Source organism: Bradyrhizobium sp. 1(2017) (assembly GCF_011602485.2).
Lineage (GTDB): Bacteria > Pseudomonadota > Alphaproteobacteria > Rhizobiales > Xanthobacteraceae > Bradyrhizobium.
Map to the genome: position 1 here is coordinate 3,838,364 of NZ_CP050022.2, position 12,200 is coordinate 3,850,563.

General features: G+C 64.8%; 17 protein-coding genes. 9 read left to right on the forward strand and 8 right to left on the reverse strand.

The window, feature by feature from the left end; genetic code table 11:
* Positions 1-31: 31 nt before the first annotated feature.
* Entirely contained in the window at positions 32-424 is a 393-nt protein-coding gene (locus HAP40_RS18140) for a hypothetical protein (protein WP_166816523.1), read from the reverse strand.
* A 131-nt stretch (positions 425-555) separates the two neighbouring features.
* Here HAP40_RS18140 and HAP40_RS18145 point away from each other — a divergent pair, with 131 nt between their 5' ends.
* Complete coding sequence (locus HAP40_RS18145) at positions 556-1,341, forward strand: SDR family NAD(P)-dependent oxidoreductase (RefSeq protein WP_166816522.1); 786 nt, start codon at positions 556-558, stop codon at positions 1,339-1,341.
* On the opposite strand, the gene HAP40_RS18150 is transcribed toward HAP40_RS18145, so the two are convergent.
* Positions 1,342-1,572 (reverse strand): DUF6894 family protein, encoded by a 231-nt coding sequence (locus HAP40_RS18150; protein WP_166816521.1) that lies wholly within the window; start codon positions 1,570-1,572, stop codon positions 1,342-1,344.
* A gap of 393 nt (positions 1,573-1,965) precedes the next feature.
* Positions 1,966-2,973, reverse strand: coding sequence for a hypothetical protein (locus tag HAP40_RS18155; RefSeq protein WP_166816520.1), 1,008 nt, complete (start codon positions 2,971-2,973; stop codon positions 1,966-1,968).
* A gap of 322 nt (positions 2,974-3,295) precedes the next feature.
* Between HAP40_RS18155 and HAP40_RS18160 the strand changes: the two genes are divergently transcribed.
* The 3 genes from HAP40_RS18160 to HAP40_RS18170 all read left to right on the forward strand — a co-directional run bounded on the left by HAP40_RS18160 (position 3,296) and on the right by HAP40_RS18170 (position 5,203).
* A complete protein-coding gene (locus HAP40_RS18160; protein WP_246556689.1) occupies positions 3,296-3,913 on the forward strand; it encodes a L,D-transpeptidase in 618 nt (205 codons plus the stop codon).
* 121 nt (positions 3,914-4,034) lie between these two features.
* Positions 4,035-5,021, forward strand: a complete 987-nt coding sequence (locus tag HAP40_RS18165; protein WP_166816518.1) for a hypothetical protein — start codon at positions 4,035-4,037, stop codon at positions 5,019-5,021.
* Positions 5,022-5,038: 17 nt separating this feature from the next.
* The gene (locus HAP40_RS18170) at positions 5,039-5,203 is read left to right on the forward strand and encodes a hypothetical protein (RefSeq protein ID WP_166816517.1); all 165 of its coding nucleotides are present in this window, start codon (positions 5,039-5,041) and stop codon (positions 5,201-5,203) included.
* 18 nt (positions 5,204-5,221) lie between these two features.
* Here the strand turns inward: HAP40_RS18170 and HAP40_RS18175 are convergent, their stop codons facing one another.
* Positions 5,222-5,653, reverse strand: a complete 432-nt coding sequence (locus HAP40_RS18175) for a hypothetical protein (protein ID WP_166816516.1) — start codon at positions 5,651-5,653, stop codon at positions 5,222-5,224.
* 133 nt (positions 5,654-5,786) lie between these two features.
* Entirely contained in the window at positions 5,787-6,251 is a 465-nt protein-coding gene (locus tag HAP40_RS18180) for a MarR family winged helix-turn-helix transcriptional regulator (protein WP_166816515.1), read from the reverse strand.
* Between the two features lie 103 nt (positions 6,252-6,354).
* Here HAP40_RS18180 and HAP40_RS18185 point away from each other — a divergent pair, with 103 nt between their 5' ends.
* The 4 genes from HAP40_RS18185 (at position 6,355) to HAP40_RS18200 (ending at position 9,587) form a co-directional block, all read left to right on the forward strand.
* On the forward strand, positions 6,355-8,277 hold the full coding sequence (locus HAP40_RS18185) for an FAD-binding monooxygenase (protein ID WP_166816514.1): 1,923 nt from the start codon (positions 6,355-6,357) through the stop codon (positions 8,275-8,277).
* Positions 8,278-8,452: 175 nt separating this feature from the next.
* Entirely contained in the window at positions 8,453-8,731 is a 279-nt protein-coding gene (locus HAP40_RS18190) for a hypothetical protein (RefSeq protein ID WP_166816513.1), read from the forward strand.
* 273 nt (positions 8,732-9,004) lie between these two features.
* Complete coding sequence (locus tag HAP40_RS18195; protein ID WP_166816512.1) at positions 9,005-9,211, forward strand: hypothetical protein; 207 nt, start codon at positions 9,005-9,007, stop codon at positions 9,209-9,211.
* A 70-nt stretch (positions 9,212-9,281) separates the two neighbouring features.
* Positions 9,282-9,587 (forward strand): hypothetical protein, encoded by a 306-nt coding sequence (locus HAP40_RS18200; protein WP_166819461.1) that lies wholly within the window; start codon positions 9,282-9,284, stop codon positions 9,585-9,587.
* Between the two features lie 19 nt (positions 9,588-9,606).
* Here HAP40_RS18200 and HAP40_RS18205 read toward each other — a convergent pair whose 3' ends face one another.
* From HAP40_RS18205 to HAP40_RS18215, 3 genes are all read right to left on the reverse strand, one after another.
* Entirely contained in the window at positions 9,607-10,176 is a 570-nt protein-coding gene (locus tag HAP40_RS18205; protein WP_166816511.1) for a TetR/AcrR family transcriptional regulator, read from the reverse strand.
* Positions 10,176-10,520, reverse strand: a complete 345-nt coding sequence (locus HAP40_RS18210) for a DMT family transporter (RefSeq protein WP_166816510.1) — start codon at positions 10,518-10,520, stop codon at positions 10,176-10,178. The genes HAP40_RS18205 and HAP40_RS18210 overlap by 1 nt, the downstream gene beginning before the upstream one ends.
* 210 nt (positions 10,521-10,730) lie before the next feature.
* Complete coding sequence (locus tag HAP40_RS18215) at positions 10,731-11,396, reverse strand: O-methyltransferase (protein ID WP_166816509.1); 666 nt, start codon at positions 11,394-11,396, stop codon at positions 10,731-10,733.
* An 87-nt stretch (positions 11,397-11,483) separates the two neighbouring features.
* On the opposite strand from HAP40_RS18215, the gene HAP40_RS18220 reads away from it, so the two are divergent.
* Positions 11,484-12,116 (forward strand): TetR family transcriptional regulator, encoded by a 633-nt coding sequence (locus HAP40_RS18220; protein WP_166816508.1) that lies wholly within the window; start codon positions 11,484-11,486, stop codon positions 12,114-12,116.
* Positions 12,117-12,200 lie beyond the last annotated feature (84 nt).

The following is a 12,200-nucleotide window of genomic DNA, read 5'->3' on the forward strand; positions in this document are numbered from 1 at the left end:
CGGCGTGCTTAACGCTGCGAGCGCGTCCCTGTCAGCCGCCCTTGGCGCGGATCAATCCGGCGAGATTGGTCTTCTGGGCCTCGCACCAGCCGGACATGCCGAGGCGGCGCTGGTCCATGTCGGTGGCCTGGGTTGCGATTGCGACCTCAGCCATCAAATCATCGTCCTGCTTCTCGCCCATCTTGCCGCCGGTGTGCATCCAGGCGATGGCCTTGCGCACCTTCTCGGTGGTGCCGTCGGGCAGATGCATCTGTTGCGCCCTCTGCACGAGGTCCTGATAGGCGAGATCCGTGTTGGGGCACTCGACCTTGGCGGCAAAGGCCTGCAAGACCATGGTCACGTAGGTCGACCGCGGCGGCGCGTCGCCCGCCTGGGCCGGGGCGGTCAGCAGCAGCAGACCTGCCATCAGAAAACCGGTGCGCATCCTTGGTAATCTCCTCCGTTTTTTTGAGAGGCTAGCGTCCGGCGCGCCCCTCTGCAATGGGATCGGACCGCAATTGTCGCCCGGCCGTGCAGTGCGCTAACCTGGGATCTCTCCCAGCCTCGGAGCGCGACATGAGCCTGTTCAGCACGCCGTTCGATCCTGCACGCGACACCGCGCTCGTCACCGGCGCGGGCAACGGCATCGGCCGCGCGATCGCGCAGGCTCTGGTCGGCGAGGGCGTCCGGACCGTTTTCGCCGATGTCAGTGCCGACCGGGTGGCGAACGCGATCGGCGCGAGCGGGAGGCCCGAACTGGCGGTACCCTGGATCGGTGACCTCGCGAGCCTCGAGGCCTGCGATGAACTGCTGGCCGCCGCGCATGCCGCGCTGGGCGAGGTCTCTCATTTCGTCCACAGCGCATCGCCGCCGCGGCGGGAGGCGGATCATGCGCTCGCGGTCGATCGCAGGACCTGGCAGGAGATGCACGCCGTCAATCTCGACGCCGGCTTTCACCTGGCGCGCGGGATCGCGAAACGGCTGATCGCGGCGAAGCGGCCGGGCTCGTTCCTGTTTCTCACCTCGCTGCATGCCGGCACGCCGCGCAATCTTCCACACTACTCGACGGCAAAGGCGGGCATGGCGATGCTTGTGAAGGAGCTCGCCAAGACGTTCGGCCGCCACGGCATTCGCGTCAATGCGCTGGTGCCCGGCGCGATCGCGGCCGGCGGGTTCGTCGCGGATGCCTCGCTGGCGCGGCACATTCCACTCGGGCGTCTCGGCGTGGCCGACGACCTCGCGCCGATGGCGCTCACCGTCTTGTCGAACAAGCTCTCCGCTTACGTCACCGGCGGAGCCTTCGTCGTCGACGGCGGATTGTCGCTGACGAATTGGTTCGAGCCGCCAGTGCTTGGCGAGTAGCTAGCGCTGCCAGGCCGGCACGGGATCGAGCGGCGTGCGATAGACCTCGTTGTGATCGCGATCGGTGACGCGCACCGAGCAACCCTTCTGCTGGAGCTCGGGCTTCACCTGCGACAGCTCGCATGCCAATTGATCGGCGCGGTCGGAAGCGACCTCGATGTCTTCGAGGATGATTCCGCCCTGGTTCTTGAACTCTTCACCGACCACGAGATCGAAGGAATAGTAAGGCATCTGAATTCCCCGGTGTGACGACCCAGATCGAAAACCAAGTCTGAAAAGCAAGTCTTCAATGAAATCTCGACACGTCCGGGATGATACCACTGAGTCGATATTTATCGAATGAACAGGCCGCGCAATCTCTGTGCTTATGGCGCAGAAATGATGTGCAGCACGAAGGTTCGTTAAGAGTTTATTAAATATGCGGCGCGATCATAAAGCATGGAATTGCAACAGAACCGGGCTCCGGGAACCGGCAGTTGCAAGAGAAGGCCGCCGGCATAGATCCCGACGGCCTTTTCTCGTGAGCGGAAGATGAGCTGCGCATCGCTTCCCGTAATCGCCCGGACTCAACGCATCACATCGACTCGGACACCGTAGGCGACGTTGCTGTCGCTTGGCGTTGCGTTATCGCAGCGGCATCGGCGGACGCACGATAGGTCCGTCGTCGTCGGCAACCGCTTGCGTGGTGGTAACCGGCGCTGCCGGTGGCGGCATGGCGGCCGCCTGCGAAGGCGGCGGCGGTGCGAGCGGCGCGGGCGAAGAGGCCGGCATGTAGGTTCGCGTCACAGGCGGCTTCGGTTTGCGAACCGGTGGTGCGGCAGGTTGGGGCGGGAGCGCAGCAGCGCGTGCGCGCGGGTCGACCGGCCTGGTCTCGGCGGCCACCGGCTTCGGCACGGGCGGCTTCGCCATTTCGCGCGCCATCTGCTCCTGTCCGGCCTTCAGCTCGGCGATATTGGCCTTGAGCTGCTCGATCTGCTGCGCCATGGCGGCGAGATCGTTCGTCATCGCCTGCACCGATTGCGCCGGGTCGGGCTGCGCTACAGCCGGCGCGACGGCGGCCTGAGCGGGAGGCGGCGGCGCGGATGGAGCGACGGCTTGCTCGGCTGCCGCTTGCGCCGGAGGCGGGGCAGCTTGCGAGGCGGCGACAGGCGCCGTCTGCGATGTCGCGGGCATCAACGAAGTCATCAGCGACGCGACCACCGGCGTCCATTCGGCGAGTACCTTCTTTGCGGTATCGCCGTGCTGCTCCCACGCAATCGACGCGGCCACGCTGGCGCCGGCAAACAGGAAGGCCACGAACGCACCGCGCGCCCATTTGCCGACCGCGGATCGCTTCTTCGGGGCGGGGCCGTCGCTGGCGGTGATGCGGACGTCCGTGTCGACCGGCGGCGCCGCGGCGGGTTTTCCGTAGACGACGTTGATCGTAGGCTCCGGCGGGCGCGCCGGGCTCGGCGCGAATCTCGGTTCGGGACGAGGCGCGATCTCCGGCGCCAGCGCCGGCGCCGCGTTCCCCGGGCGCGAGGCCAGCACGATATCGGGAGAAATCTGAACCGCGTCGTGCGGATCGTTGTCCTTGACCGTGTCCTTCACGATCTCATCGACGATTTGCTTGGCGTTCAGCGTCGCGAGCATCGCAGCTCCTTTGAAGCCCAGTGTTTGACGTAGTGGTCGTTCGCATTGGCGCGAGCCGATCTGTTGAGGTCGGCCCATCCCCGAGCCTGGGCCCACGAGTCCAGTCGGGTTTGACCAAAGCAAGGCGAGGGGATGGAGATGATGCGACGCTCTTCTGCCGTTTGTGGTGATGGAACCCGCTTTAGCGAACACGCGCACGTGTTCCCGCTCCGCCTTGTTTTCAGCATGATTTTGACAGTATGTGACGGCGCGGGGAGCGTTGCTGTCCGCTATCGGGGGATCGGCGGTGCCAAAATCTTTTCTCGCTTTGTTCGTCGTTGCCATGTTGCCGCTCGGCGGCTGCATGCAGACGACGCTTTCGCCATCGACGGATGCGAGCATGACGGCGCGCGACCGGCAGTTGCTGGCCCATGCGCCTTATGCCAAGGCAAACGTGCCTGAGCAGTATCTGCGTCACATCGTCGATTACCGTCGCAAGGAGCAGCCGGGCACGATCCTGGTCGATACCGACGCGCGCTACCTCTATTTCGTGCTGCCCGACGGCAAGGCGATTCGCTACGGCGTCGCAGTAGGCGAGGAGGCCATGGCGTTCTCGGGCGTCGCGCGCGTCGGCCGGCTGGCCGAATGGCCGGACTGGGTTCCGACCGCAGAGATCCAGGCGCGGCTCGGGCCGTATCCGCCGCGCGTTGCCGGCGGTCCCGCCAATCCGCTGGGCGCGCGTGGCATTTATCTCTATGCCGGCAACAAGGACACGCTCTACCGCATCCACGGCACCAACCAGCCCGAATATATCGGACAGGCGATCTCGTCGGGCTGCATCCGGATGCGCAACGAGGACGTCATCGATCTCTACGACCGGGTGAAGCTCAATTCGATGGTCGTGGTGCTGCCGCCCGGGCAGAACGCGCAGGCAGAGACCGGCACGCGCTGGCGCGGCTAGGCGCGCCCTGGCGATGATGGGATGAAACCCGTCCTCGCCCACTTGCAGACAATTTTACTCATTGTCTTGCGCGGTCCGTAACGGCTCGCGTCTAGCGTGCAGCGGGCAAGGGGTTGCTCGCATGTATCTCGTGAAGAATTCGCCGCGCGCGCTGTTCGCTGCGTTAATTCCGCTGGCCATCGTCGAAGCCGTGCTGATGGCATATGCCATCGCGGGTGGACAGGTGACCGATCCCGCAGGCGTGCCGGCACCGGACCAGATTGTGGTGTTCTACGCGGGCCGCATGGCGATCAATGCGGCTCTGCTGTTCGCCGGGCACGTCGTGCTTCGGCAGTGGAAGATCTCGAGCCGGCTGGCCTACGGCCTCATGGGCGGCGTCATGGCCGCCGTGAGCTATGGCATTGCGATCCGCAACCACATCCAGTTGGCCGCGCCCGGCGACGGTACGGTGGTGACGATCGGTCTGTTGCCGACGGTCGCAGGGATGATCGGCGGATTCCTTTATGGTCAATTCGCCGGCCTGAGCCCGATTGCGCAAGCCGCCGGCACGGTTCTCGCCAACAATGGGCCGGCAGCGGCGCCCCCAATCGTCTTCGACGGACCGGTCCGCGTTCGCACATCGGTCGCGGGTATCGCGATCTCGGCCTTGATGCCGACAGTGCTTGCGACACTCGTGCCTTACACGCTGGTGCCGCTCCTGATGAATGGTTTCGCGGACAAGAACACTGCTTCCATCTTTGCGGCCGTGATCCCGGCGCAGACCTTCATGATCATGATGGTGATCTCGGTTATTCCTTCGAGCATCTTCATGCTCTGCGTGCACCACCTCGCGCGTGCGATGAGCCGCCGTAGCGCGTGGGAATATGCGGCGATCGGAGGCGTTGCCGCATTCGGCTGCCTGCTGCTGCTGGCGTTTGTTGTGCCGCTCCTTTTGGTGCTCCTGGTGCCCGCAGCGTTTTGCGGAGCCGTGATGGGCGCGCTCTATCGTCGCTTTGCCGGCCTCGAACCGATGCCATTGCCGGAAGCGGTGATCGCGACCGATCCCAACGCGCTGGTCGGCGCCGATCATCCGTCGCGGCACCAGCACGGCGTCATCCTCAGCAACTGATCGCCAAGGACCGAAGTATGAAAGAGTTTGCGGCGCTCGGCGCGGGGATTGTGATTGCGGCCGTGGCAGCGGTCTGGTTCACGACCAGGCCTGTGCTGGTGACCACGACGGTCGGGCCGCTTCAGGCGAGCGCGGACATTCCGACGTTCAAGTCGGTGCCGTCGAACCTGGCGCGCGAATAAGCCTGCAGGTTTGCCGCCCTAGTTCTCTGGCCGCGCGACGCGCCATTGCAGCGTCACGGCAGTGCCGTTGACATCGCCCGGCGCCTTGTCGGCGGGCGAGGTGTAGAGCGGGCGATAGCGGTATGCCCACATCTTGCTGCCGTCGTCGCGGTTGATCACGGTGAAATCGCCGACGGCCCTGGCATCTGGTGTCGCGGCCAGCGGCACCCAGCTCTCGGTGCACTTGCCGTTGCAGCTCGACGTTTTGCCGGTGGTGTCCCGCTCGTACGTGTAGAGAGTCATGCCGTTGAGATCGACGAGCTTGGGGCCCTGCTTGGTCAGGATCACCTTCGCTGGAGCCGTTGGCGCCTCGACTTTCGGTGGAGGGGGCTCGCCGCCGCCATGGCTGGTCGCGAGCGCATGGCCGGTTGAGAGCGTGATCGCCGCAGCTGCAATGAGGAACCTGAACATCCTGATCTCCCGAACGGCAAAGTTAATCGCGCGTTAATCGGCCAATTGGGCCGACCATAGCAGCCGAAGGTTAGTTCCAGGTTTCGCGATCCCGAGACAATTGCGAACAAACCGTCCGAAACCGGGCTCCGCACTAGGCCCGCACCTCGCGCTGCGGCGCGCGGCTGAGTTCGTTGCCCGCGGCGATTGCCTTCTGCAACAGCCGCATCAAGTCCTCGCTTTCCTTCGCACTCAATCCGCGCAGCAGGACGCGCTGCGCGGACTCGACGGCCGGCGTGATCCTGCGCAGCGTGCGTCGCCCTTCGTCGGTGATCTCGAGCTCCCGTGCGCGGCGGTCGCGGCTGGAGGCGCGGCGTTCGACAAGGCCCTTCTGCACCAGGCGATCGACCACGCCGGTGATGGTGGTGCGGTCATAGGCGATCAATCCCGCAAGCGTCACCTGGTCGAGCCTCGCATTGGCCTTGATGGTCGCGAGCGCGGCATATTGCACCGGCGTGAGATCGAATCCGGCATCCCCCACCTCAGCCAGGAACACCGCGACCGCGATCTGCTGAAACCGGCGCGCCAGATGTCCGGGCATGTCGTTGTTGTCTTTCACCGAATTCTCCGTGGGGCAGGGACGGCGGGGATCATTGACAAGTATACTGATAGTCAGCATACTGAGCAATATCCAAAACCGGGATTTGGCGGGAGAGGTGCTCATGCAATTCCATCTGAATGGATTTCAGCCGGGCGATCCCGAAATTGCGGATCCTGCCGAGCGCGTCCAGGCTTCGGGTGCCGCGGGTGCCACGCCCGAGGAGGTCGACGTCCTCATTGTCGGTTGCGGCCCCGCCGGCCTGACGCTCGCAGCCCAGCTCGCGCAATTCCCCGACATCAAGTCCTGCATAGTCGAGCAGAAGCCGAGTCGCTTGCTGGTGGGGCAGGCCGACGGCATCGCCTGCCGCACCATGGAAATGTTTCATGCCTTTGGCTTCAGCGAGCGTGTGCTGAAGGAGGCGTGCTGGATCAACGAGACGACGTTCTGGAAGCCGGACGAGCGGCGGCCCGAGGCCATCGTCCGCAGCGGCCGGGTGCAGGACGTCGAGGACGGGTTGTCCGAATTCCCGCACGTCATCCTCAACCAGGCGCGAATCCACGACGGCTTTCTCGACACCATGCGCAAATCGTCCGCCAAGCTCGAGCCCTATTACGGCCGGCGCGTGCTTGATCTCCATGTCGATCCGGCTGCCGGTCCCGCCGATCACGCCGTGACCGTGCGTCTTGAACGCGTCGATGGCATGGACGGGAGCAAGGTCGAGACCATCCGCGCCCGCTACGTCGTCGGCTGCGACGGCGCGCGGAGCATGGTCCGGAAGTCGATCGGCCGCGAGCTCCACGGCGATTCCGCCAACCATGCCTGGGGCGTGATGGACGTGCTGGCGGTCACGGACTTTCCGGACATCCGCTTCAAGTCGCTGATCCAGTCGGCCAGAGACGGCAGCCTGCTGATCATTCCGCGTGAGGGCGGCTACATGGTTCGCCTCTATGTCGAACTTGCAAAGCTCGAAATCGGCGAGCGCGTCGCCAATCGCAACATCGGCGCAGACGACATCATCGCCAAGGCGCAGCGGATCTTGAAGCCGCACGCGCTCGCGGTGAAGGAGATCGCCTGGTGGTCGGTCTACGAGATCGGCCAGCGCCTCACCGACAAGTTCGACGACGTGCCGGAGGCGGAGATCGACATGCGCCTGCCGCGCATCTTCATCGCCGGCGATGCTTGCCATACCCACAGTCCGAAGGCGGGGCAGGGCATGAACGTCTCGATGCAGGATGCCTTCAATCTCGGCTGGAAGCTTGCTGCCGTCCTGCGCAAGCAATCTGCCCCGCACCTCTTGCATTCCTATTCGGGCGAACGCCAGGCGGTTGCGAAGGAGCTGATCGATTTCGATCGTGAATGGGCGGGCATTCTCGCCTCCGCCGCGAAGGCCGGCGGCGCCGATGCTGCAAAGACGCAGGACTATTTCGTCCGGCACGGCCGATACACGGCAGGGACCGCGACGCATTATCGTCCGTCGGTGCTCACGGGTGCAGCCTCGCATCAGCATCTCGCGGAAGGCCTCGTCATCGGCAAGCGCTTCCACTCCGCGCCGGTGATCCGGCTGGCGGATGCCAAGCCGGTGCATCTCGGCCACGCGGCGCAGGCCGACGGCCGCTTCCGCATCTACGCGTTCTCGCCCGCGCAAGATCCTGCCGCCAACGGTTCGGCCATTCGCGCCTTGTGCAGTTTTCTCGACGAAGCCGGGGAATCGCCGGTCAGGCGATACACGCCCGTGGGTGCCGACGTCGACAGCGTGATCGACCTGCGTGCGGTCTTCCAGCAGGATCATCGCGAGCTTGCCGTCGAGGCGATGCCGGCGCTGCTGCTCCCGCGCAAGGGCCGCCATGGTCTGATCGATTACGAGAAGATGTTCTGTCCGGACATCAGGAGCGGCAACGATGTCTTCGCGATGCGCGGTATCGACCGGAAAGCCGGCTGCATGGTCGTGGTCCGGCCGGACCAGTATGTCGCGACCGTGCTGCCGCTGGATGACTTTGCTGCGCTTGCGTCGTATTTCGACGCCTTCATGCTGCGGGTAAAGTGAACGGCAGAAGCTACAATCCTCTGACAGAGAGCCCGGCCATCGCGCCGGGCTTCTTCGTGCATGGTGAAACCCTTACAATTTAAGTCAGTTCTTCGCGGGCAGATTTCATCGATCGTAATATGTCTACTCAAAGCTGTAAGCATCCACTCGGGGCAGCGGGGCACGGGAGGATGAGATGAGACAGAGCCAGGCGGAGACGCGCCGCCAAAATGTCGCGAAGCGGTCGATGACCAAGGAGGCCAAGCAACTGTCCGGCCTGATTGCCGGGTTGCGCAAATCGCTCGAAGAGATTCACAAGGAACGGGCGGGCACGAAGCTCACCGGCGCCGAGATGGGCATGCTCGACGAGCGCCGCAACAATCTGCTCCTCACCATCGCAGCCCTGGACGACCGCCTCTCGGCGGTGCAGGGGCTGATCGATCTCGGCCGGCCGCACGTGATCCGCGTTCACTAGTGGAACCCGGACAGGGGCTATCGGTCCGTGACAGTCGTGACGGAGCCGGTGGCCGAAGCAGCATACATGATGAGGGCCCCGCATAAGGGGTCTGCGCGCTGTATGCCTGGCGGCAAGCATGCCTCGGCAAGCCGTATCGCGTCCCCGACGTAACGCACGCTCAATCCGGTCACCCGGCCATGAGCGGGCCAACGCCGTGCTGCCTGCGGAAGGCACCAAATTGCCACGCTCCTGGCGAAATGCCGCCAAAGCCCGCTGCCACGAGTGGGGCGGGTGCAGGGCAACGCAAGGGGATGCGCATTGGCCTACAAAATGGTCGCAGAACGCGACAATGAGAAATACAGTTTCGCCCGCGAGAGCCGGTTGCTCATCGTGGCCAAGGCGAAGGTCTGGGCAAGCGAGGGCTGGCGGGTCGTTATCACCGACCAGGACGGCAATCCCTACGTTCCGCCCGAATTTGAACAGCTGTCGGCGGCGTGACCGCACGACGGGTCCGGGAACGACATTGATTTCGCTGTTTCGACCGGGGCGCGGCTTGATCGCGTCCTCGATGGTTCTTGGCGCCTCCATTTTGACGACGGTTGCAACGGCGCAGAACCTCGATGCCGGAAAGTCGCCCGCGCGGCTCTTTGCCGATGGCTGCGCGACTTGCCACCGCAGTCCGCGCGGCCTTGCCAAGGGACGCTTCACCCTGACGCTGTCCTGGTTCTTGAAGGACCATTACGCGACCAGTTCCGACTCCGCCAAGGCGCTTGCTGCCTATCTGCAATCGGTCGATGAACCGCCGCCACGGGCTGCGGCCAAGCCTGGCGCAAAACAGCCGCGACGTCCGCCGACGCCGGTGCAGAGCCAGTAGCTGTCGTCGCAAGCCCCGGCTAAGCGCGTCGATAGGTCTGAGCGATCAGACGGTCGTGCACGGCGCGCAGGTCGGCGCTGATGCGGGTCTGTCCTGTCGTGACATAGGACAGCCATGCGCCGTCGGCAGCAAGGCGGACGATGTGAAGGTCGGGCGCGCCATCGCTGGCGCGATGGCGTTTCAGCCGGGCCTTGATCCAGTCGTTCCAGAGCCTGCGCAGCGACGGATCGGTGACGACGACCATGCTCAGCGCCGCCCAGGGGGTCGCGAAGCCGAAGGCCTTGCCGGTGAACACCGCATTCACATAGGCGCGCGTGAAGCTGCCGCGCGGCTTGGGATCCTGCTCGATGGCAGTGTCGATCTCGGCATCGACGCGGGCGAGGAGATCGGCGAACAGGCCCTCGATCAGTGCCTGCTTGCTTCCGAAATGATGAAACAGCCCGCCTTTGGTGACACCGGCGGCGGCTGCGACCGCCTGCACCGTGACGCCGGAGACGCCGTGGTCCATGGCAATGGCAGCCGCATGATCGAGCAAAGCGCGCCGCACCTGCTCAGGCTGCTTGGCGCGAGTGTAGCGGCTTTCCGGCATCAATGCACCGCGGTCTCCGAGAACAGGTTGATGACCACGACCCCCGACACGATCAGCGCGATACCGACGAAGGCGGCAGCGTCCAGCATCTGACGGAACAGCACGAAGGAGACCGTGGCGGTCAGGATGATGCCGACCCCGCCCCAGATCGCATAGGCGATGCTGAGCGGAATGACGCGGATCGCGATCGACAGCGCGTAGAACGAGGCGACGTAGAACAGGACCATCGCCAGCGTGGGCCACGGCCGGGTGAATTGCGCCGACTGCTGCAGGAAGGCGGAGGCGGTGACCTCGAAGACGATGGCGATAGCGAGTGCCGCATAGGCATGAAAGGCGGATGTCATGACGAGCTCGGGCCTGGCGCGGCTCGAAAGATACCGCGCGGTAGGTTTGTTTAGCACGCGGAACATGGCTTTTGCCAGCAGCGGATATCACGTGTGAGTGACGAGCCTGCGACAGGCGCCGAGGTTCCACGGTCTGCCGCCGGCGGCCGGAAGCCGCCGCGCGATGAATCGTGCGGCGGCTCCCGGATGTTGCGACGATAGGATCCAGCTTCAATCGATCCGCACCGAGAGCTCGACGTCCTCGGCAAAAGCCGTGGACATGTAGCCGCTTCCGGGCTTGCGCACACGCGCCAGATAGTCGGGGCTGTCATCGGCATTGTCGGCGACGATGATCGCGCCCGGTCTGAGACGCTCCTCGAGCAGGTCCAGGATCTCCGGATAGAGCGCCTTGGCGCCGTCGAGCAGCAGAAGATCGATCGTGTCGGGCAGATCGGATTTGAGCGTCGTCAACGCATCGCCTTCGCGAATTTCGACGAGATCGATCACGCCGCCGGCCGTGAGGTTGTCGCGCGCCCGAGCCGCCTTGGAGGGCTCGAACTCGCTGGTGATGAGGTGGCCGCCGCCATTGTCGCGCAGCGCGGCGGCAAGGTGCAGGGTCGAGATGCCGAACGACGCCCCGAACTCGACGATCGCCTTGGCGCCGGAGCTGCGCGCCAGCATGTAGAGCAGGCGGCCGGTCTCGGGGGAGACCGCGAGCGGCGCGTGCTTCAGGCGCCCGTACAGCTCGCGGTACGCGGACCTGCTCCGCAGCATCCGCGTCCGGTCGGCTTCGGACAGATCGGCGACGGCGGCCAGCGTCGCGCCGCTTGCTGCGTCGGCCTCGTCGAACAGTCGAGCCAGCAGCGGCGCAAGCGACGTGATGGTTGATGTGGTCATTCGGTGTCTCCAACAGCGCATGCTTGCGCGGAGACCGAAATACGACTAATTCGTCGCATTTCCTATTCGCATTCCTGGCAGGGTGCCGTGGCCGACCGTCGAAGTCGTTCAATCTCCTCACGAAAGCAGCCGCAACAGGCGCGCTCGAACGAGCTGGTGGCGGCCATCCTGGATGCCGCTGTTCAGGTTCTGGCGAAAGAGGGAGCTCAGCGCTTCACGACGGCGCGGGTGGCGGAGCGGGCCGGCGTGAGCGTCGGCTCGCTCTATCAATATTTTCCGAACAAGGCGGCAATCCTGTTCCGACTGCAGAGCGACGAGTGGCGGCGCACCAGCGAGCTCCTACGTGACATCCTTGCGGACCGGGCGAAGCCGCCGCCGGCGCGGCTGCGCGCGCTGGTCCATGCCTTCATCCGCTCAGAGTGCGAAGAAGCTGCGATCCGCGTCGCGCTCAACGATGCCGCGCCGCTCTATCGCGACGCGCCCGAGGCGCACGAGGCGCGCGCGGCCGGCGAGGGCATCGTCGCCGCCTTCATGCGCGAGGCCCTGCCCAAAGCCTCTGATGGGCCACGCTGCCTTGCAGGCGAAATGATCACGACGACGCTGAGCGAGGTCGGCAAAAGTTTTTCAGAGGAGACGCGGAGCGAGATGGAAATCGCGGCCTATGCCGATGCCATGGCCGACATGTTCTGCGCCTATCTGGCGAGGCTGGCGCGGCGCTGAGGCATTGCTGACATCGCCGTTTGCGGGCCGATTATCCTTCAGATTTCGTTCGATCATGGGTAGCCTCGCTTCATCCGTCATCCA